We start from the raw sequence: 19,486 nt of genomic DNA, 5'->3' as shown, positions 1-19,486 counted from the left end.
CCCCCTCATATCCCTGCTATGACAGACCTTTCGCATATCCGTAACTTCTCGATCGTGGCGCATATTGACCACGGGAAATCCACGCTGGCTGATCGCTTGATCCAGTCCACCAACACGGTGGCGGATCGGGATATGAAAGCGCAGCTTCTCGACAGTATGGATATCGAGCGCGAGCGGGGGATCACCATCAAGGCCAACACCGTCCGCATTGACTACAAAGCCGACAATGGGGAGGACTACGTGCTCAACCTGATCGACACCCCGGGACACGTCGATTTCGCCTATGAGGTGTCGCGCTCCATGCGGGCCGTCGAAGGCTCGCTGTTGGTCGTGGACAGCACGCAAGGGGTCGAGGCGCAGACGCTGGCCAATGTGTACCAAGCCATTGATGCCGATCATGAAATTGTCCCCGTGCTGAACAAGATCGACCTGCCAGCGGCGGAGTGCGACCGGGTTGCCGAACAGATCGAAGACGTGATTGGGATCGACGCGTCGGGCGCCATCCAAGTCAGCGCCAAAACCGGGGTCGGGATCAAGGAAACGCTTGAGGCGATCGTCAACCTGCTGCCCGCGCCCAAGGGCGACCGGGACGCGCCGCTCAAGGCGATGCTGGTGGACAGTTGGTACGACAGCTACCTTGGTGTCATCGTTCTGGTGCGCGTCATCGACGGGGTGATGAAGAAGAACGACAAGGTCAAATTCATGTCCAACGGCACGATCCACGGGATCGACAAGATCGGCGTGTTCCGGCCACAGATGCAGGACGTGACCGAATTGGGACCGGGCGAGATCGGGTTTATCACGGCTTCGATCAAACAAGTGCGCGACACGCGGGTCGGCGACACGATCACATCGGAACGCAAAGGCACCGAAGTGGCGCTGGACGGCTTTAAGCCCGCGCAACCGGTGGTCTTCTGCGGGCTCTTCCCGGTAGACAGTTCCGAATTCGAAGACCTGCGCGATGCGATTGAAAAACTCGCGCTCAACGATGCGTCCTTCAGCAATGAGATGGAAACGTCAGCCGCGCTGGGCTTCGGCTTCCGTTGCGGTTTCCTTGGATTGTTGCACCTTGAAGTCATCCGCGACCGGATTGAGCGCGAATACAATATCGAACTGATCACGACAGCACCGTCTGTGGTCTACCACGTCTATATGCGCGACGGCGAGATGATCGAGTTGCACAACCCCGCCGATATGCCTGACATGACCCATGTGGACCACTTGGAGGAACCACGGATCAAGGCCACGATCCTCGTGCCGGATGACTACCTCGGCGACGTGCTGAAGTTGTGCCAGGACAGGCGCGGCGTGCAGCAGGATCTGACCTATGCAGGCTCCCGCGCGATGGTCGTCTACGACTTGCCGCTGAACGAGGTGGTTTTTGACTTCTACGACCGTCTGAAATCGGTGACCAAGGGTTATGCGTCTTTTGACTATCAGATGACGGGGTACCAAACCGACAATCTGGTGAAAATGTCGGTGCTGGTGAACGACGAACCCGTCGATGCACTGTCCATGATGGTGCACCGGGATCGCGCGGAAATGCGGGGACGGGCGATGGTGGAAAAACTCAAAGACCTGATACCCCGCCACATGTTCAAAATTCCGATCCAGGCCGCGATCGGGGGCAAGGTGATCGCGCGCGAGACGCTATCAGCCCTGCGCAAAGACGTGACGGCCAAATGCTATGGCGGGGATGCGACACGGAAACGCAAACTGCTGGATAAGCAAAAGGCCGGCAAGAAAAAGATGCGGCAGTTCGGCAAGGTCGACATCCCACAGGAAGCGTTCATTTCCGCCCTCAAAATGGATAGCTAGACCATGACCATGAACCCCCCGCCCAAGATCCGCAAACGCCTTCGCAAGCTGTCGTTGAAATTAGCCAAACTGGGGCGGGAGCCATCGGATCGGCAGGAATACCAATGCCCACTCTGCGGCTATGAGGGTGAATACAAGGCACGCTACGGCACCATCGCCATCCGGCTTGATGCGGCCTGCGCCAAATGCGGCGGGCTCGAACGGCACCGGCACATCGGGCTGTGGTTCAGCCAGAACGCGGACCGCACATGGGGCGATATCCTGCACTTCGCGCCCGAACGGCAGATGCGCCAGCTGCTGCAAGGGTTGGGGGCCACCTACACCACGGCCGAGCTACACGAAGGCGTCGCCGATCTTGCGCTGAATATCGAAGCGATTGACCAGCCCGATGCGTCCTATGACACGATCATGTGCAACCACGTGATGGAGCATGTGGACGACAGCAAAGCGCTGCCAGAACTCTACCGCATCCTGCGGCCCGGCGGGCAGGCGATCCTGACATTCCCGATGATCGCCTCATGGCCCGAAAGCTATGAGAATGCGGACGTAAAAACGGATGCCGAGCGGCACCGGCACTTCGGCCAAAGCGACCACGTGCGGTTCTTCGGTTGGGACGCGACAACGCGGATCAAGGCCGCCGGATTCAATCTGACGGTCATCCCGGTGACGGGGCATGAGGCGGTGAAGCACGGGATCGACCGGGAGCATGTGATTTTTCTGTGCGAGAAGGGGTAGGGGGCAAGCACTCCGAAACACGGGCCGCTGTAGAAGCAGAAGGTCAGAAAGAAAGAGATAAAACAACTCAATCAAGCTGATCTGCCACAGGAGATATTCATCTGGGTGTTGAAAATGGACAGTTGATATTTGCATGTATCAGCTAACCGTCGTCTTAAGGCTTCCCAACCGATCACAATGCGCATCGTCATCTCTAGCAAATCCGTGCCGCCCGATGAGAGCGTCGTGTATCACGACCTAACGATAAATGTCCTCTGAAGCCTCATACCGCGCCAACCACTGGCCGACATAGCCGTCGGAGTCATCCATTAGCGCTTTGCTTTCAGCCATTTTGCTGTCGAACGTGCCTTCGCGGCTGACGTCTTTGGTATCAACATAGGCCCGGTGCAAAACCTCGCGCACCTTCAACGGCAAACGTTTGAGGATGCGGCGCGCGATAGGCCATGTCGTGCGCGCCCAAAGCGTGTCTTTGATCCGGGCACTATCAATCCATGTGCGCCATGTGGCCCCCACAACATGAAACAGCACACCGCCATAGATCTTCTTGTCCGCATCGGTCCCCACGCGGAGCCATGTTCGGTTGTTCTGCCATGCGGTAAAAATGACGCCCAGCCCGGTTTCGATGTGATCGAAGTCGGGGAACGTTTGCATGAACTGTGCAAACGCCGGGCTGTCGCGATCGCTGACCAACATTGCGGGGGCATAGGCCTCTTCAAAGGCTTTCCCCCAAGCCAGACCCGCGCTGTATCCATTGGGCACAATGCTGACGACATCTGCGGTGCCATTGGTGATCGGGTCGACAAAGGCATCTTGCCAATCGTCCGAAATGGGAAACGAATCCAGATGCATGCAGACAACAACATCGCACCCATCCGCAAAGGCGACATCTGCAAGTTTGCGTAGGCAAAAGGTATGTTCCTCGCGCACGCCAAAATTGGGGTCGACGTCAAAGTGGTTGAGGGAAATACCTGTCCTTTTGTCGACATAGTCGAACTTTTCGTTGGTTAATTTGTGACCTGCTGCATAGATCCGAAAATCAGACGATGTGTGCCGCCGGATGCGATCAAGATGGATGTCGAACAGCGGTTTCATCATGTCGTCAAACACATAGACGACGAGAATACCAACTTTTGCCACGGGCCCGCACCCCTTCCTCACAAGTCACTCTTTAACTGTTGGACCTTATGGAAGGCACGCGCCGTGCCATCAAGCTGAAATATCGCGGCTGCATATGCCACGTAACAAGGACAAAAGCCGAATGGATCACCTCAATCAAGCGCTGCGAGCACGCGAGACGCCCATTGCCTGTGTCGTTGTTGGCATCGGTTCAATCGGCAAGGGGTTGGCCTTTCAATGCAATACGACAGAGGGGTTTTCGCTGGTCGCGATTGCGGACATCCATTTGGACAAAGCGACGGCTTGCGCTGAATTCCTTGGGCGACCCTATGACGTCGTGACCACGCCCGCGCAATTAGAGGCAACGATCGCAAACGACAGACTTGCGGTGTGTGAAAGTGGCGTTCTGGCGGCAGGGACCAAACAGGCGGATGTCTTCGTAGAAGCATCAAGTGCGGTTCTGGGGGGTGCGCAGCATGCGCTGGCGGCCATTGCGGCGGGCAATCACGTTGTGATGATGAATTACGAGTCAGAGCTGATGTATGGCCCGCATCTTTTGGCATGCGCCCAAAAGGCTGACGTCGTCTACACTTGTGCTGACGGCGATCAGCCCACGGTGATCAAGACGCTTGTTGATGAAATCACGTTTTGGGGGTTCGAGCCGGTCATGTTGGGCAACATGAAAGGCTTTCATGATCTCTATACAAACCCCAAAAAGATTGCCCCTGAGGCGGATAAGCGAAACCTCGATCACAAGATGTGCGCGTCTTATACAGACGGGTCCAAACTGGGTGTTGAAATGGCCGCAGTCGCCAATGCGCTGGGCGGGCGGGTTATCCAACCCGGCATGGTTGGGCCGCGTATGGAGTCTGTGCATGATATCTTTGGGCACTTTGATTTCGCATCACTCTGGCAGCCGGGTGACGCACCGATTGTCGATTATGTGCTTGGGGCAAAACCTGTGGGCGGCGTGTTTGTGATTGGACACACAGATGCCGCGTTCCAGCAATTCACTCTGTCTTGGTACCCGCCCGATATGGGCCCCGGTCCGTTTTATCTTTTTTACCGACCGTACCACCTTGGCCATATCGAAGCCTTGCGCTGCGTCGCAGAGGCCGTGCTTTTTGGGACGGCGCGATTGGCACCCCGCGCGGGACTTAAAACCAATGTCGTGGCCTACGCAAAAACTGACCTACGGGCTGGCGAGGTGCTGGACGGTATGGGTGGTTTCCAGACGTACGGGTTTATCGAAGACCTCGACAAGGCTGCCGCGCTGGGCGGCGTCGGTCTGCCGCAGTTGATTTGCGATGACTTACGTCTCAAGCGGGCCATTCCAAAGGATCATCGGATCACAATGGACGACTGCGAGATCAGCGAAACAGATCCACGTTTTGAGATGTATAGATTGGCCTTGGACCAGTCGCTCTAAGCTTTGTGAACGCGCCTTAAAGCGCGTTTTCCACCGCAGCGCCTGCATTCGTAATGTCTCTGCCGACACCTTGTACAGTTTCACAAGCTGACAGGCCAAGTACGGTTAGGATAAGGGCGATACGGATCATGTTGGTCACCAAATTAGAAGCTTTGGCAAACACTAACGGGCCGCCTTGGTCGGGGCAAGACGGCTGAAGGCTGTACGTACAGCTTCTGTACGGCATATGTACGCAGGATTTACGCTAGAAATGCGCTGACCGCCGCTTCAAACTCACGCGGTTTTTCCGCATGCAGCCAATGCCCGGCGCCGGGGATTTTGGCGAATTTTGCTGCTGGGAACAGGTCTTTGATACGGGGCCGTGCGTCCCGCTGCACATAGTCTGAATTTGCTCCTGACAGAAACAGCGTCGGTCCGTCGAAGCGCCCTGAAACGTTCGGGAAACCGATGATCTTATCCATTTCAGCACTCAGTACATCCAGATTAAGCCGCCAGCGTTTTTCTTTTATATCAAGGCTTTGCAGCAGAAAGTCATCAACGCCCGGCTCCAATCCTGCCAATTGCGCCTTCGCATCTGCGCGGCTGGTCACGGTCGCCAGATCAACCTGGCGCATGGCCTCAATCGGCCCCATCTGTGTGTGTGCATAGGTCACTGGCGCGATATCAGCGACGATTAATTTGCGCACCTTTTCAGGATGTTGCAGCGCCAGCACCATCGCAGCCTTCCCCCCATCGAATGCCCCAACACATCCGCCGGGCCATCAATCACCGATACCAGATCAGTCGCCAGATCATGATAGCTATGGCTGTCGCTCCAATCACTGTTTGCGTGATTGCGCATATCAACCGCAATCACGGGCCTTACTGCGGACAGTCGCTTGGCAATGACCCCCCAGTTGCGCGCCGACCCAAACAGCCCATGTGCGATCAGCAGCGGTGTGCCGGGCGGTCCCTCATATCGTACCGTGTTCAACATGCATCTGTTGGTAGCGTTACGCAGCGTCCAGGACCAGAGGGATTGAGCATATCATGCGGACCATTTACCCGGTCGCCATGGGGATGAGTTTACAGCAAATGGTGGATGAGGTCCGCGAGGCGCTGGCGGAGAAGCTGCGCGTGCGCGGGCCCTCGCTGGAAATGCAGTTGCGCAAGGCGGGTCGGTTGTTGCCGCGCGCCGTACGTCGCGACGCCGCCTATTTGGCACAGGCTGTCAGATTCGCCGAAAATCCCAAGCTGATACACCGGGTTGATATGCGCAAAGCGGTGCAAGCCCATCGCAGCATTCTGGCGCATCTGGAAAGTACAGATTATGCAGCGCAACGGCGCGAGGCCGCACTGAACCTTGTCGCCTCGATTGCTTTTGCATTGCTGACAACTGGCGTGTTGCTACTGTTTGTTTTGTGGGCGCGCGGCTTTATCTGATAGGCTACCGTCTGCCCGGGTTCCGCCGGGCAAACTGTTGATTTCGCAGAGATATATCTGATCAGAGCGTCGGGTAGATTGGGAACTGATCGCAAAGGGCTTCTACTTCGGCCCGAACCTTGGCTTCGACGGCACCGTTGCCGTCCTCGCCATTGGCGGCGAGCCCTTCGGTCACTTCCACGATCCAATCGGCGATCTGGCGGAACTCTGGTTCGCCAAAGCCGCGAGTGGTGCCTGCGGGAGACCCGAGGCGGATGCCTGATGTGACCATCGGCTTTTCGGGGTCAAACGGAATGCCGTTTTTGTTGCAGGTGATATGGGCGCGGCCCAAAGCCTTTTCCGTGGCGTTGCCCTTCACACCCTTGGGACGCAAATCAACCAGCATCACGTGGCTGTCTGTACCGCCCGTGACGATATCAAGGCCACCTTTCATCAGTTGATTGGCCAGCGCTTGGGCGTTCTTCACAACCTGTTCTTGGTAGGTCTTGAACTCGGGGCGCAGTGCTTCGCCAAAAGCCACAGCCTTGCCAGCGATCACATGCATGAGCGGGCCACCCTGAATACCGGGGAAAATGGCAGAGTTGCATTTCTTGGCAATCGTTTCGTCATTGGTCACGATCATGCCGCCACGCGGACCGCGCAGTGTTTTATGCGTCGTCGTTGTCGCCACATGGGCATGCGGGAACGGGGACGGATAGAGGCCAGCGGCCACGAGGCCAGCAAAGTGCGCCATATCGACCAAAAGGTATGCACCAACGCTATCGGCAATTTCGCGCATTTTGGCAAAATCGATGATGCGCGGAATGGCAGAACCACCCGCGATGATCATCTTGGGCTGATGTTCTGTGGCAAGGCGCTGGACCTCATCATAGTCCAGCAGGCTGTCTTGCTTGCGCACGCCATATTGCACCGCGTTGAACCATTTGCCCGATTGGTTGGGCTTGGCACCGTGGGTCAGGTGGCCGCCCGCATCAAGCGACATGCCCAAAATGGTATCGCCGGGCTGGAGCAGCGCCTGAAACACACCTTGGTTGGCCTGCGAACCAGAGTTGGGTTGGACGTTGGCAAAGCCGCAATCAAACAGCTGCTTGGCGCGTTCAATGGCAAGGTTTTCGGCCACATCGACGTGCTCGCATCCGCCATAGTAGCGACGACCGGGGTAACCTTCGGCGTATTTGTTTGTCATGACGCCACCCTGCGCTTCCATCACCGCGGCTGAGACGATGTTCTCTGACGCGATCAGCTCAATCTCTTTGCGCTGGCGCTTGAGTTCGGCCTGCATCGCTGCGTGGATTTCCGGGTCGCGGGTATCAAGAGTTTCGGTGAAAAAGCCGTTGTCGCGGACGGTGACGTTCATGGGTGCATCCCCCTAAAAATGGTGCCAGAATTGCGCTGTTGCGTCCTCATACCTCAAGCATGCAGCGTTCTAAAGCATCAAAACGACCATGATCTTTATGAGTAGGTCAGACGCGTTTCGTATCGGCGTCTTGCGTTTCGGGGCCGATCACCGCACAACTTATCGGAAATGAAAGGCTTTTAACCGATGCCCCGCCCCAAGATCGCATTTGTCGCCAGCCCGGTACCAATCGCGCAAACAGCTTTGCGCGAGTTGTCGCAGGCGCATGGTGACGTGCCCCCGGCCGAAGCGGATGTGATCGTGGCTTTGGGCGGCGATGGTTTCATGTTGCAGACGCTGCACGGCACCCAAGGGCTCGATGTGCCTGTCTACGGCATGAACCGGGGCACCGTCGGGTTCTTGATGAACGAATTTCATGAAGCAGATCTACAGCAACGTCTGGATGAGGCCGAGGAAGAGGTGATCAACCCGCTGACGATGACCGCCCTGACTGTCGATGGCACCATGCATGAGGCGCTTGCGATCAACGAAGTCAGCCTGCTGCGCGCCGGGCCCCAGGCGGCCAAACTGCGGATCACGGTAGATGGCAAGCTACGGATGAACGAATTGGTTTGCGATGGGGCACTGGTGGCGACACCTGCGGGGTCAACGGCCTATAACTATTCCGCGCACGGTCCGATCCTGCCGATTGGCTCTGATGTGCTGGCTTTGACCGCGATGGCTGCCTTCCGACCTCGGCGCTGGCGCGGGGCATTGTTGCCCAAAAAGGCGGTCGTGCGCTTTGATGTGATTGATCCGGGCAAGCGGCCTGTGATGGCGGATGCCGACGGGAAATCGGTACGGGATGTGGTGAGTGTAGAAATCCATTCCGAGCCATCCATCGCGCACCGGATATTGTTTGATCCTGGGCATGGGTTGGAGGAGCGGCTGATCAGGGAGCAGTTTGCTTGAATTCGACGGAAGATAAATCCCGCTCACTCGGGAGAGTTTTTTTATTTGCCGCTGTCCCGCTAGTTTCGATGTCGGCCATAATGGCGGTACCATGGATAATAAACAGGCAAACAGTAGTCCTAACAGTTACAGATATTGATGCAGCGCGCGAATGCCGTTCGACACGCAGCCGCATCCATGGTGAAAAAAGCCGCTCCAGTCGTCCAGAGAAAAGCCTTGTCTATTGTGGAACCGTGCTGACTGACCACGGACATTTTGTACTTCCAGATTCTCGTCGCTTTGTATTCTTTCAGCAATCGCGCGAGTCGTTCTTCGATCGTCTACACGAGGGATGCAGCTATCGCGCTACGGTTGCGGGACCCGGCAAAATGCTGATCGAGGGAGCGAGAGGGTTGTCTAATAACAACCGCACCTTGGTAGAGTTAGAGATTGTTGGAGTATGCGAACAGACGTGAAAATATTGCGGAGCAGAGTCTCGCTGTTTTGCCATTCGATGCAAGGTGTCCAATCCACGGGTTGGCCTCAGAGCGGGCCACGGCAGCACCATCTCAGCGGACGCGTCAGGTGTGCTTATAGCCCCTCGCATACCCCAACGGCTTCAACGCGTCTCTAATCTCATCCAAGATCGCGGGGTCATCAATCGTCGCGGGCATTTTGAACTCTGCGCCATCCGCGATCTTCACCATCGTACCACGCAAAATTTTCCCGGAACGTGTCTTCGGTAGCCGGTCCACCACCACAACCAGTTTGAAGGCGGCCACCGGCCCAATCGTATCGCGCACGGATTTCACAACCTCTTTTTCGATCTCGTCATGCGGGCGGTCGCAGCCTTTGTTCAGGCAGACGAAACCCATGGGCAATTGTCCCTTGAGTTCGTCCGTCACCCCGATCACAGCGCATTCGCCCACATCTGGGTGGCCTGCTAACACTTCTTCCATCGCCCCAGTCGACAGCCGGTGCCCGGCCACGTTAATCACATCGTCCGTGCGCGCCATGATGTAGAGATAGCCGTCCTCATCAATCATCCCTGCATCCCCGGTCTCATAGTAACCGGGGAAGGTGTTGAGGTAGGATTTGATAAAGCGGTCCTCGGCATTCCACAGCGTCGGCAGGGTGCCGGGAGGCAGGGGGAGCTTGACCGCAATCGCGCCCAATTCGCCCGCTGGCAACGGATGCCCGCCATCATCCAGAATTTGCACGTCATAGCCGGGCATCGCAACAGTAGGCGAGCCGATCTTGACCGGTAGCGCTTCGATCCCGGCAGGATTGCCTGCGATGGTGTAGCCCGTTTCGGTCTGCCACCAGTGGTCATAGACCGGCACGCCCATAACGCGCTGGGCCCATTCGATTGTGTCAGGGTCGGCGCGTTCACCTGCCAGATAAAGAGCACGCAAACCCGAAATATCGTAGTTCTTGATCATCTCGCCCTTCGGGTCTTCGCGCTTGATCGCACGGAATGCGGTAGGGGCAGTGAAGAAGGATTTGACGTTATGTTCCTCTATCACCCGCCAGAAGGTGCCAGCATCGGGGGTGCCGATGGGCTTGCCTTCGAAGACAACGGTGGTGTTGCCGTGGATCAGGGGCGCATAGCAGATGTAGGAATGGCCCACGACCCAGCCGACATCCGACGCTGCCCAGAACACATCACCGGGGTCGACGTTGTAGATAGACTTCATCGTCCAGTTAAGGGCGACGAGGTGCCCAGCGGTGGGACGCACAACGCCTTTGGGCGCGCCCGTGGTGCCAGAGGTGTAAAGGATATAAGCCGGGTGGTCGCCGCTGACGGGGACGCATTCAGCTGGGTCAACGCCTGCCTGAAAATCGTTCCAATCGTAGTCACGACCTGCGATCAGTTCTGCAACGTCTTGTTCGCGTTGAAATATCACCGTGAAGTCCGGTTTGTGGGTCGCCAGCTCAATTGCACCGTCGAGTAAGGGTTTATATTGCACAACCCGCCCAGGTTCGACACCACAGGACCCCGCGATGATCGCTTTTGGGGTCGCGTCGTCGATCCGCACGGCCAGTTCATTCGCGGCAAAGCCCCCAAAGACAACCGAGTGGATGGCACCCAGACGGGCACAGGCCAGCATCGCTTCAAGCGCTTCTGGAATCATTGGCATATAGATGATGACGCGGTCGCCTTTTTCGACGCCCTTTGCCCGCAATGCACCAGCGAGTGAGGCGACACGGCTTTGTAGTTCTGCATAGGAAATGCTGCGTTTGGTGTTGGTGATGGGGCTGTCATAGATGATCGCCGCCTGATCACCGCGTCCGTTTTCCACGTGACGATCAACGGCATTGTAGCAGGTGTTGACCTGCGCATCGGTGAACCAGCGATAAAGGGGGGCCTTACGATCATCGAGCGCCTTGGTCGGTGGTGTGACCCAATCAATTGCCTTGGCTTGATCCATCCAGAAACCTTCTGGATCATTCTTCCAAGCGCCATAAACATCAGCGTAGCCCATATCGTCCTCCCCAAAGCGGTTCGCAATAGTGTTAAGCCGAGGCCATTGGCGCGGCAAGCAGATGTACGTTGGCCGCTGCAGCTTTTTGGGCGCCGCAGGATGCGGGGCGCGTTTTGGAATGCCGCCGGCGGAAGTTTGATTGGATATAGAAAGACAGTGGCCTAGCCGTAATGGGCCACAGGTGTACCGGCCACGGCGGACATATTCAGTAGTCCGCGTGCCGTGATTGACGGGGTGACGATATGACAGCGGTTGCCCATGCCCATCAGGATCGGGCCAACCTCCAGCCCGCCACCCTTCATCTTCAGGATATTGCGCACGCCAGAGGCCGCATCCGTATTGGCAAAAACCAGCGTGTTGGCAGCACCGGGCAGATGCGCTGCCGGGAACACCCGGTTGCGCAGTTCAACATCCAAGGCAGCATCAACATGCATCTCGCCCTCGTAGGCAAAGTCGCGTGGGGCGCTATCAAGGATTTCCATCGCAGCCCGCATCCGGCGTCCACTATCACTGTCGAGATTGCCGAATTGGCTGTGGGAACACAGCGCAATCCGTGGTTCGACGCCGAAGCGGCGCACATGGCGCGCGGCACCGATGACGGTTTCGGAAATCTGCTGTGGCGTGGGTTCTGGATGCACCTGCGTATCTGCGACAAAGAGTGGACCATCTTCCAGGATCATCAACGACAGACCCGCAATCGGGTGATAAGACGCGTCCCCAAGAATTTGGCAGACATAGTTGAGGTGCCAAAGGAATTGGCCGAATGTGCCGCAGATCATGCTGTCGGCTTCTTCACGGTGAACCATGACGGCAGCAATCGCCGTGGTGTTGGTGCGCATGATGGCCTTTGCAAGATCGGGTGTGACCCCTTTGCGTGCCATCAAACCGTGATAGCTTTCCCAATAGTCGCGGTAGCGCGGATCACTTTCAGGGTTCACGATGCTGAAGTCGACGCCAGGCCGGATTTTCAGACCGGCACGCTCGCACCGGCGCTCGATCACCTCTGGTCGGCCAATCAGGATTGGGGTGTCGGTCGTTTCTTCCATGATCGCCTGAGAGGCCCGCAAGACACGCTCATCTTCGCCTTCTGCAAAGACGATACGGCGTGAAGCGGTCCGCGCGGCCTCAAACACCGGGCGCATGATCATGGCGGATTTGAACACCGATCCGTCGAGGTCGGCTTTGTAGGCGTCCATATCCGCGACTGGGCGTTTGGCAACCCCGGTTTTGATTGCAGCACCGGCAACAGCGCTTGCAACGACGCCCATCAGACGAGGATCAAAGGGCTTTGGGATCAGGTAGTCTGCGCCAAAAGTAAGTTGTTCGCCCTTGTACGCGGCCGCAGCCTCGGCGCTGGTTGTCGCGCGGGCGAGGGCGGCAATACCTTCCACACAGGCGATCTTCATCTCATCGTTGATTTCGGTGGCACCCACGTCGAGCGCGCCGCGGAAGATGAACGGAAAACACAGGACGTTGTTGACCTGATTGGGGAAATCGCTGCGCCCTGTCGCGATGATTGCGTCAGGGTTGGCGGCGCGGGCATCATCGGGGTTGATCTCTGGGTTCGGGTTGGCGAGCGCAAAGATGATCGGGCGATCAGCCATCTTCTTGACCATCTCGGGCGTCAGGACACCGGGGCCGGAAAGGCCCAAAAAGAGGTCAGCGCCATTTATGACATCAGTCAGCGTTGCAGGGATCGTGCCTTGCGCATACTCGGCCTTTTGAGGGGTCATGTCCTTTTCACGGCCCTGATAAACAAGGCCTTCTATGTCGCACAAATAAACGTTTTCGCGTTTCACCCCGAGTTTCAGCAGCATGTTGAGGCAAGCAATACCAGCGGCACCGCCGCCCGTGCTAACGATCTTGATATCTTCGAATTTCTTACCCGCGATACGTAGCGCATTGGTCGCCGCCGCCCCGACGACGATGGCCGTGCCGTGTTGGTCGTCATGAAAGACGGGAATGTTCATCCGCTCGTTGCACAGCTTTTCAACGATAAAGCAGTCGGGCGCCTTGATATCTTCGAGGTTGATTGCACCGAAGGTCGGCTCCAACGCACAGACGATATCGGCGAGTTTTTCCGGGTCGGGTTCATTCAACTCAATGTCGAAACAGTCGATGTTTGCGAATTTCTTGAAGAGAACCGCTTTGCCTTCCATGACTGGTTTGGATGCAAGCGCACCGATATTCCCAAGGCCCAAAACGGCCGATCCGTTCGTGACAACAGCTACAAGATTACCACGCGATGTATAGTCTCGGGCCGCGTCAGGCTCTGCTTTGATTTCAATGCAGGCCTCGGCCACACCGGGTGAATAGGCGCGCGCAAGGTCGCGCCCGTTAGCCATTGGTTTGGTTGCGCGGATTTCCAGTTTTCCGGGCTTGGGGAACTGATGATAGTCAAGTGCTGCCTGCCTTAGACCATCTTTTGCGTCGTCTGCCATTCCGTCCTCCAATATGGTTTAACGTTAAACCATTTTCCTTTCCTTAGGGAAAGCCGTGGTTGTGGTCAATCTTGATGCGCTACTCTTGCAAATAATTTGGCCCGGCGACAGGGTGCAGAGCATGAACGATGAACATGACATAAAGGCCGAAGTAAACCTGAGCACCACTGATCTTCGTGCGGATCTGGGGTTTTTCGGCGAAACGCTTGGGATGCGGCTGGATATGATCTATCCGGCGGATGATCCGTCGGTTGCTGTGTATTCTGGCCATGGCCTGCGGGTACGTTTGGATCAAAGCGCCGGCGTGAACCCCGGACTGCGAATTTTGACGGACAATCCCGATTTTGCACACGGTGCAAAAGACCTGATCTCGCCCGGTGGCACAGTCGTCAAGATTCTTCCGCTCAATCCACCATTGGAATTGCCACAAACGGATCATGCCTTTGTTGTCCGCAGACTGGCGGATCAGGCTCCTTGGGTGATTGGCCGCGCGGGCATGCAATACCGGGACCTGATCCCAAGCCGTCTTGGTGGGTCCGTCATTGCCAGTCACATTCGCATCCCCGATGGTGGCCCGGTTCCCGACATGGTGCATTTTCACAAAGTCGGGTTTCAGTTGATCTTTTGTTACCGTGGGTGGGTTGACGTGGTGTACGAAGACCAAGGTCCGCCGATGCGTCTGACCGCTGGCGATTGCTTTATCCAGCCGCCGGAAATCCGGCACCGGGTGCTGCAAGCATCCGATGGGATCGAAGTGATTGAAATCGGAGTACCCGCCGAACATATCACCGAAATTGACCATGATATGACATTGCCGACCCCGCATCTGCGTCCTGACCGGGAATGGCACGGGCAGCGGTTTGTCTTTAACGAGGCGCATAAGGCGCAGTGGCACTCGGCACATTTACCGGGCTTCATAGCGCGCGATACGACCATTGCTGCAAATACAAGCGGTGTCGCGGGCGTGAATGTGCTGCGCAAAGGGCAGGGTGAACCGGTTTGGACGAGCCATGACGCAGACATCCACTTCACCTTTGTGATGGAAGGGACAATGACGTTAGAGGGAGAGGGGAAAGAGCCGTTTGCATTATCTCCCGGTGATGCCTTCGTCATTCCACCGGGTATGCAGACCCGTTATTTTGCCCCTTCCGATGATTTGGAATTGCTCGAAGTCGCCTTGCCGGGCGGGTTTACGGTCACCTAAGGCTCTTGCATCCGCCTGCTTCCCGTCACACTCTGAGCGGAAGTGAAATTGGAGGCCAACATGTCTTTGATCGAAAGCGCGCGCATCGCGCGTGAAAACGCGCATGCACCCTATTCGAAGTTCAAAGTGGGCGCCGCGCTGAAGGCGACATCAGGGGCCGTCTATGTCGGGTGCAACGTCGAAAACGTGGCCTATCCCGAAGGGACCTGTGCAGAGGCCGGCGCAATTGCGGCGATGGTCGCCGCCGGGGATATCGCAATTGCCGAAATTGCGGTCATTGCCGACAGTCCAAAACCTGTCAGCCCGTGTGGTGGCTGCCGTCAGAAAATCGCAGAATTTGCGCAAGGTGAGGTGAAAGTCACGCTCGCCACCACTGATGGTGTGATACATGAAACAACGGTCGCAGCGCTTTTGCCCGGCAGCTTTGATGCTGACTATATGAGCCGCGTCTAACGGATGGACGCCCGCGCGATCATTGCTGCCGTTCGCGGCAAGACAACACCAACGCAAGAACAGCTGACGTGGTTTGCCCAAGGTCTGGCCTCGGGCGAAGTCAGCGATGCGCAGGCCGGAGCCTTTGCAATGGCGGTTGTGCTGAATGGTTTAAGTGATGAGGGCCGTATCGCATTGACCCAAGGCATGCGCGACAGCGGCGATGTGATGGCCTGGGACTTGCCCGGTCCGGTGGTGGACAAGCATTCTACAGGAGGTATCGGCGACTGTGTGTCGCTTGTGCTTGCGCCAACTCTTGCTGCGTGTGGTGCCTATGTGCCGATGATTTCCGGACGGGGCTTGGGGCATACGGGCGGGACGTTGGACAAGCTGGAGGCTATTCCCGGGCTGAACATCAACGTGACCGAAAAGCAGTTTCGTCTGATCACCCGCGAGGTCGGGTGCGCAATTGTCAGTGCGACCGGCCAGATCGCCCCTGCAGACCGTCGTTTGTACGCAATACGCGATGTCACCGCGACCGTCGAAAGTATAGATTTGATCACCGCGTCGATCCTGTCCAAAAAACTGGCGGCGGGACTGCAAAGTCTGATCCTTGACGTCAAATGCGGGTCGGGCGCATTTATGAAGACCCAAGAAGACGCCCGCGCGCTGGCGCGCGCCTTGGTTGATGCCGCCAATGGCGCAGGCTGCAAAACAGCTGCATTGATCACCGATATGAATGAACCGCTTGCCCCTGCGCTGGGAAATGCGGTCGAAGTTGCAGTGTGCATGGAGGTGCTGGCAGGAAACAAGGCCGCTGCACCCCGTCTTTACGACTTGACCGTCGCCTTGTGCGCCCAACTCTTGATCATGCAAGGGCAAGAGCCTGCGTCGGCAACTGATCGTGTGACAACTGCAATCAGCTCTGGTGCCGCGATGGAACGGTTTGCCCAGATGATTGCCGCGTTGGGTGGGCCGCCCGACATGGCGCATGATTGGCATACACATCTTCCCAAAGCCCCTATCGTTGGCGAAGTCACAGCCCCTCGGTCGGGCCATATTGCTGCCATTGATGGCGAAGCGCTGGGCCTTGTCGTCGTGGGGCTGGGTGGCGGACGTCGCGTCGAAACGGATCGTGTGGATCCCAGTGTCGGCCTGACCGAGATGGTGGGACTGGGTGATGCCGTGACCCGCGGTGATCCACTGTGCGTTTTGCATGCCGCCACCGAGGATGACGCGGTCGCAGCGGCAATTGCGGTGCAGGCGGCGATTACGATCGGTGATGCGGCCGTGCCGGGGCCGCTCATTTTGGAAGGGATCACCTGATGCCACGCGCCTTTTTGATTGTGATTGATAGCGTTGGGATTGGCGGCGCGCCGGATGCGGGGCAGTTCTTCAATGGTGACCTACCCGACACCGGTGCCAACACGGTCGCACATATCGCGCGCAAGACAGCGTTGCGCGTGCCGACCCTTGATGCCCTGGGTCTTGGTGCCGCAGTGCATTTGGCATCTGGTGAACGTGCCATCGGCCTGGACGCCGAACCGACCGGTGCGTGGGGTGCCGCCACCGAAGTGTCGCGCGGCAAAGATACCCCCTCAGGCCATTGGGAACTTGCAGGTGTCCCTGTGCCGTGGGACTGGCACGTTTTCCCGAATGCAGATCCCGCCTTTCCGGCCGATCTAACCGCGTTGATTTGTGAAAAGGCGGGCGCGGCGGGTATTTTGGGAAACCGTCACGCCTCGGGGACGCAGGTGATCGAGCAAGAGGGCGCGGCACATCTCAAGACCGGCTGGCCGATCTGCTACACCTCAGCAGACAGCGTGCTGCAAATCGCGGCCCATGAAGAGGCGTTTGGGCTTGAGCGGTTGATGCAGCTTTGCAAAGACCTTGCGCCCACGCTGCATCAGATGAAGGTCGGACGGGTCATCGCCCGGCCATTTTTGGGCAGGGTGGGGAATTTCGACCGGACCGCCAACCGCAAAGACTTTGCCATCGCCCCGCCGGCACCCACGATCTGTGACTATGTGCATGATGCCGGGCGCACGGTGCATGCGGTGGGAAAAATTGGCGATATCTTTTCCATGCGGGGGATTGATGACCTACGCAAAGGACGAGATGCCGCCTTGATGCAACATGTGCATGATCTGGCAGAGCAGGCCACCGCTGGGTCATTCGTTTTTGCCAATCTGGTCGAATTTGACAGTGAATACGGGCATCGGCGCGATCCCGTCGGCTATGCTCAGCATCTTATGTGGTTTGACGGGGAACTTCGCACTTTGCTTGCGCAGTTGCGCGACGACGACCTGTTGATCGTCACCGCTGATCATGGCAATGACCCGACATGGGCCGGCACGGATCACACCCGCGAACGGGTCCCGGTTCTGGTGCATGGGGTTGGCGCGCGGTCCTTGGATCATCTGGCATTTACCGATGTTGCCGCCACGATCGCCGCCCATTTGGATGTGGCTTATGAGGGCGAAGGAAAGAGTTTTCTATGAACTTTCAAGCGATACCAAAGGTCGAACTCCATACCCATCTTGAAGGCTGCGCACCGCCTGCTTTCATCAAAGGGCTTGCCGCTGAAAAGAAGATTGATATCAGCGGGATATTTGCGCCAGATGGCGGCTATGCATTCCGTGATTTCGACCACTTCTTACAGGTTTATGAGGCGGCATGCACAACCTTGCAAAGCCCCGAAGATTTTCGCCGCTTGACGATGGCCGTGCTCGAAGAAACCGCAGCGCATGGTGTGGTTTATATGGAGACATTCGTGTCACCTGATTTTTGCGGCGGGGGTGATTTGGCAGCATGGAAAGATTATCTGGCAGCGATGCAAGACGCGGCTGCCGAGGCGGAAGAAAAGCTTGGCATCACGTTGAAAGGGATCGTGACGGGCATCCGCCATTTTGGACCAGAGGCGTGCAAACCGGCAGCCTTGTGTGCGGCAGAGACGTTCGGGGATTTTATCACCGGATACGGTATGGCCGGGGGTGAAATGGTGGGACGCCCGGGTGACTATGCCTACAGTTTTGATATGGCCCGCGAGGCCGGAATGCCGCTGACCTGCCATGCGGGCGAATGGGGCGGCGCATCAATGGTCGCCGAGACGATCCGCGATTTGCGGGTCTCGCGGATCGGACATGGAATTGGGGCCATCGAAGATCCGGCACTTGTCGAAGAGATCGCAGACCGGGGTATCACACTAGAGGTCTGCCCGGGGTCAAACGTCGTGCTGAAGGCCGTGAGTGGCTGGCACGACCACCCGATTGCCAAATTGCGGGACGCGGGCGTCAAAGTGACCGTGTCAACTGATGATCCGCCTTTCTTCCATACGACAATGACAGCCGAATATGACATGCTTCACCGCACGTTTGACTGGGGCGCAGATGATTTTCGAGCCTTGAACAAAACCGCCCTCGCGGCGGCCTTTTGTGATGATGACACGAAGGCCCGCGTGGCCAAAAAACTGGAGCCTGCCCAATGACCGATCATGTCACCCACGTCACGCATCCGCTTGTGCAACACAAGCTGACGCTCATGCGTCAGCAGGACACATCGACGGCTGTCTTCCGGCAATTGCTGCGCGAGATCAGTCAACTGCTGGCCTATGAGGTGACGCGCGGCCTGCCCATGACAACCAAGCGGATTGATACCCCGCTAGAGCCGATGGATGCGCCGGTCATTGATGGCAAAAAGCTGGCGCTTGTGTCGATCCTGCGTGCGGGCAACGGTCTGCTGGACGGTGTGCTCGAACTGATCCCATCAGCGCGTGTTGGGTTTGTCGGACTTTACCGCGATGAGGAAACACTCAAGCCCGTCCAATATTACTTCAAGGTGCCAACCGAACTGGAAGACCGTTTGGTCATCGCAGTCGATCCGATGTTGGCGACGGGAAACTCTTCTGTTGCAGCCATAGATTTGCTGAAAGAGGCGGGTGCCACGAATATCAGGTTTCTATGTCTGCTCGCTGCACCAGAAGGTATCGCACGCATGCAGCAGGCCCATCCCGACGTGCCAATCGTGACTGCCGCGATTGACAGCCATCTGAATGAAAAAGGCTATATCGTGCCGGGTCTTGGCGACGCCGGTGACCGGATGTTCGGGACGAAATAG

General features: G+C 57.3%; 16 protein-coding genes and 1 pseudogene. 11 read left to right on the top strand and 6 right to left on the bottom strand.

Annotation, left to right across the window (positions count from 1 at the left end):
• Positions 1 to 18 precede the first annotated feature (18 nt).
• On the top strand, positions 19 to 1,818 hold the full coding sequence (gene lepA, locus ACZ1G5_RS03685; protein WP_472731567.1) for a translation elongation factor 4: 1,800 nt from the start codon (positions 19 to 21) through the stop codon (positions 1,816 to 1,818).
• Positions 1,819 to 1,821: 3 nt separating this feature from the next.
• Positions 1,822 to 2,553 (top strand): class I SAM-dependent methyltransferase, encoded by a 732-nt coding sequence (locus ACZ1G5_RS03680; protein ID WP_472731566.1) that lies wholly within the window; start codon positions 1,822 to 1,824, stop codon positions 2,551 to 2,553.
• A gap of 237 nt (positions 2,554 to 2,790) precedes the next feature.
• Here the strand turns inward: ACZ1G5_RS03680 and ACZ1G5_RS03675 are convergent, their stop codons facing one another.
• Entirely contained in the window at positions 2,791 to 3,690 is a 900-nt protein-coding gene (locus tag ACZ1G5_RS03675) for a hypothetical protein (RefSeq protein WP_472731565.1), read from the bottom strand.
• Between the two features lie 121 nt (positions 3,691 to 3,811).
• On the opposite strand from ACZ1G5_RS03675, the gene ACZ1G5_RS03670 reads away from it, so the two are divergent.
• Positions 3,812 to 5,098 carry a hypothetical protein gene (locus ACZ1G5_RS03670; protein ID WP_472731564.1) on the top strand — a complete coding sequence of 429 codons (1,287 nt, stop codon included), beginning with the start codon at positions 3,812 to 3,814 and terminating at the stop codon, positions 5,096 to 5,098.
• Positions 5,099 to 5,114: 16 nt separating this feature from the next.
• Here ACZ1G5_RS03670 and ACZ1G5_RS03665 read toward each other — a convergent pair whose 3' ends face one another.
• Both ACZ1G5_RS03665 and ACZ1G5_RS03660 read right to left on the bottom strand, forming a co-directional pair.
• Positions 5,115 to 5,228 carry an entericidin A/B family lipoprotein gene (locus tag ACZ1G5_RS03665; protein ID WP_472731563.1) on the bottom strand — a complete coding sequence of 38 codons (114 nt, stop codon included), beginning with the start codon at positions 5,226 to 5,228 and terminating at the stop codon, positions 5,115 to 5,117.
• A 109-nt stretch (positions 5,229 to 5,337) separates the two neighbouring features.
• Positions 5,338 to 6,074: pseudogene (locus ACZ1G5_RS03660) on the bottom strand (alpha/beta fold hydrolase).
• Between the two features lie 53 nt (positions 6,075 to 6,127).
• On the opposite strand from ACZ1G5_RS03660, the gene ACZ1G5_RS03655 reads away from it, so the two are divergent.
• Positions 6,128 to 6,520 carry a hypothetical protein gene (locus ACZ1G5_RS03655; RefSeq protein WP_472731562.1) on the top strand — a complete coding sequence of 131 codons (393 nt, stop codon included), beginning with the start codon at positions 6,128 to 6,130 and terminating at the stop codon, positions 6,518 to 6,520.
• A 61-nt stretch (positions 6,521 to 6,581) separates the two neighbouring features.
• Here ACZ1G5_RS03655 and glyA read toward each other — a convergent pair whose 3' ends face one another.
• Positions 6,582 to 7,877 (bottom strand): serine hydroxymethyltransferase, encoded by a 1,296-nt coding sequence (glyA, locus tag ACZ1G5_RS03650; RefSeq protein ID WP_472731561.1) that lies wholly within the window; start codon positions 7,875 to 7,877, stop codon positions 6,582 to 6,584.
• Between the two features lie 186 nt (positions 7,878 to 8,063).
• On the opposite strand from glyA, the gene ACZ1G5_RS03645 reads away from it, so the two are divergent.
• Entirely contained in the window at positions 8,064 to 8,828 is a 765-nt protein-coding gene (locus ACZ1G5_RS03645) for an NAD kinase (RefSeq protein ID WP_472731560.1), read from the top strand.
• 560 nt (positions 8,829 to 9,388) lie between these two features.
• On the opposite strand, the gene prpE is transcribed toward ACZ1G5_RS03645, so the two are convergent.
• Both prpE and ACZ1G5_RS03635 read right to left on the bottom strand, forming a co-directional pair.
• Positions 9,389 to 11,293, bottom strand: coding sequence for a propionate-CoA ligase PrpE (gene prpE / locus ACZ1G5_RS03640; RefSeq protein WP_472731559.1), 1,905 nt, complete (start codon positions 11,291 to 11,293; stop codon positions 9,389 to 9,391).
• Positions 11,294 to 11,454: 161 nt separating this feature from the next.
• On the bottom strand, positions 11,455 to 13,734 hold the full coding sequence (locus ACZ1G5_RS03635) for an NADP-dependent malic enzyme (RefSeq protein WP_472731558.1): 2,280 nt from the start codon (positions 13,732 to 13,734) through the stop codon (positions 11,455 to 11,457).
• 121 nt (positions 13,735 to 13,855) lie between these two features.
• Here ACZ1G5_RS03635 and ACZ1G5_RS03630 point away from each other — a divergent pair, with 121 nt between their 5' ends.
• From ACZ1G5_RS03630 to upp, 6 genes are read left to right on the top strand one after another with little or no spacing between them, the layout of a single operon-like run.
• A complete protein-coding gene (locus tag ACZ1G5_RS03630) occupies positions 13,856 to 14,938 on the top strand; it encodes a cupin domain-containing protein (protein WP_472731557.1) in 1,083 nt (360 codons plus the stop codon).
• Between the two features lie 60 nt (positions 14,939 to 14,998).
• Positions 14,999 to 15,391 carry a cytidine deaminase gene (locus ACZ1G5_RS03625; RefSeq protein WP_472731556.1) on the top strand — a complete coding sequence of 131 codons (393 nt, stop codon included), beginning with the start codon at positions 14,999 to 15,001 and terminating at the stop codon, positions 15,389 to 15,391.
• Positions 15,392 to 15,394: 3 nt separating this feature from the next.
• Complete coding sequence (locus tag ACZ1G5_RS03620; protein ID WP_472731555.1) at positions 15,395 to 16,696, top strand: thymidine phosphorylase; 1,302 nt, start codon at positions 15,395 to 15,397, stop codon at positions 16,694 to 16,696.
• Positions 16,696 to 17,871, top strand: a complete 1,176-nt coding sequence (locus ACZ1G5_RS03615) for a phosphopentomutase (protein WP_472731554.1) — start codon at positions 16,696 to 16,698, stop codon at positions 17,869 to 17,871. Before ACZ1G5_RS03620 ends, ACZ1G5_RS03615 begins: the two co-directional genes overlap by 1 nt.
• Positions 17,868 to 18,857, top strand: coding sequence for an adenosine deaminase (locus tag ACZ1G5_RS03610; protein WP_472731553.1), 990 nt, complete (start codon positions 17,868 to 17,870; stop codon positions 18,855 to 18,857). The genes ACZ1G5_RS03615 and ACZ1G5_RS03610 overlap by 4 nt, the downstream gene beginning before the upstream one ends.
• Positions 18,854 to 19,486, top strand: a complete 633-nt coding sequence (gene upp / locus ACZ1G5_RS03605; protein ID WP_472731552.1) for a uracil phosphoribosyltransferase — start codon at positions 18,854 to 18,856, stop codon at positions 19,484 to 19,486. The genes ACZ1G5_RS03610 and upp overlap by 4 nt, the downstream gene beginning before the upstream one ends.

This window comes from Yoonia sp. JB2-21, from assembly GCF_055693545.1.
Note: the sequence above shows the minus strand (reverse complement) of the source record. Positions and strands in the feature narration are given on the sequence as shown.

Coding starts and splice junctions, on each gene's coding strand:
- ACZ1G5_RS03620 (WP_472731555.1), top strand. CDS start 15,395: ATGGACGCCCGCGCGATCATTGCTGCCGTTCGCGGCAAGACAACACCA.
- glyA (WP_472731561.1), bottom strand. CDS start 7,877: ATGAACGTCACCGTCCGCGACAACGGCTTTTTCACCGAAACTCTTGAT.
- ACZ1G5_RS03635 (WP_472731558.1), bottom strand. CDS start 13,734: ATGGCAGACGACGCAAAAGATGGTCTAAGGCAGGCAGCACTTGACTAT.
- ACZ1G5_RS03655 (WP_472731562.1), top strand. CDS start 6,128: ATGCGGACCATTTACCCGGTCGCCATGGGGATGAGTTTACAGCAAATG.
- prpE (WP_472731559.1), bottom strand. CDS start 11,293: ATGGGCTACGCTGATGTTTATGGCGCTTGGAAGAATGATCCAGAAGGT.
- ACZ1G5_RS03665 (WP_472731563.1), bottom strand. CDS start 5,228: ATGATCCGTATCGCCCTTATCCTAACCGTACTTGGCCTGTCAGCTTGT.
- ACZ1G5_RS03670 (WP_472731564.1), top strand. CDS start 3,812: ATGGATCACCTCAATCAAGCGCTGCGAGCACGCGAGACGCCCATTGCC.
- ACZ1G5_RS03645 (WP_472731560.1), top strand. CDS start 8,064: ATGCCCCGCCCCAAGATCGCATTTGTCGCCAGCCCGGTACCAATCGCG.
- ACZ1G5_RS03680 (WP_472731566.1), top strand. CDS start 1,822: ATGACCATGAACCCCCCGCCCAAGATCCGCAAACGCCTTCGCAAGCTG.
- ACZ1G5_RS03615 (WP_472731554.1), top strand. CDS start 16,696: ATGCCACGCGCCTTTTTGATTGTGATTGATAGCGTTGGGATTGGCGGC.
- ACZ1G5_RS03630 (WP_472731557.1), top strand. CDS start 13,856: ATGAACGATGAACATGACATAAAGGCCGAAGTAAACCTGAGCACCACT.
- upp (WP_472731552.1), top strand. CDS start 18,854: ATGACCGATCATGTCACCCACGTCACGCATCCGCTTGTGCAACACAAG.
- ACZ1G5_RS03625 (WP_472731556.1), top strand. CDS start 14,999: ATGTCTTTGATCGAAAGCGCGCGCATCGCGCGTGAAAACGCGCATGCA.
- lepA (WP_472731567.1), top strand. CDS start 19: ATGACAGACCTTTCGCATATCCGTAACTTCTCGATCGTGGCGCATATT.
- ACZ1G5_RS03610 (WP_472731553.1), top strand. CDS start 17,868: ATGAACTTTCAAGCGATACCAAAGGTCGAACTCCATACCCATCTTGAA.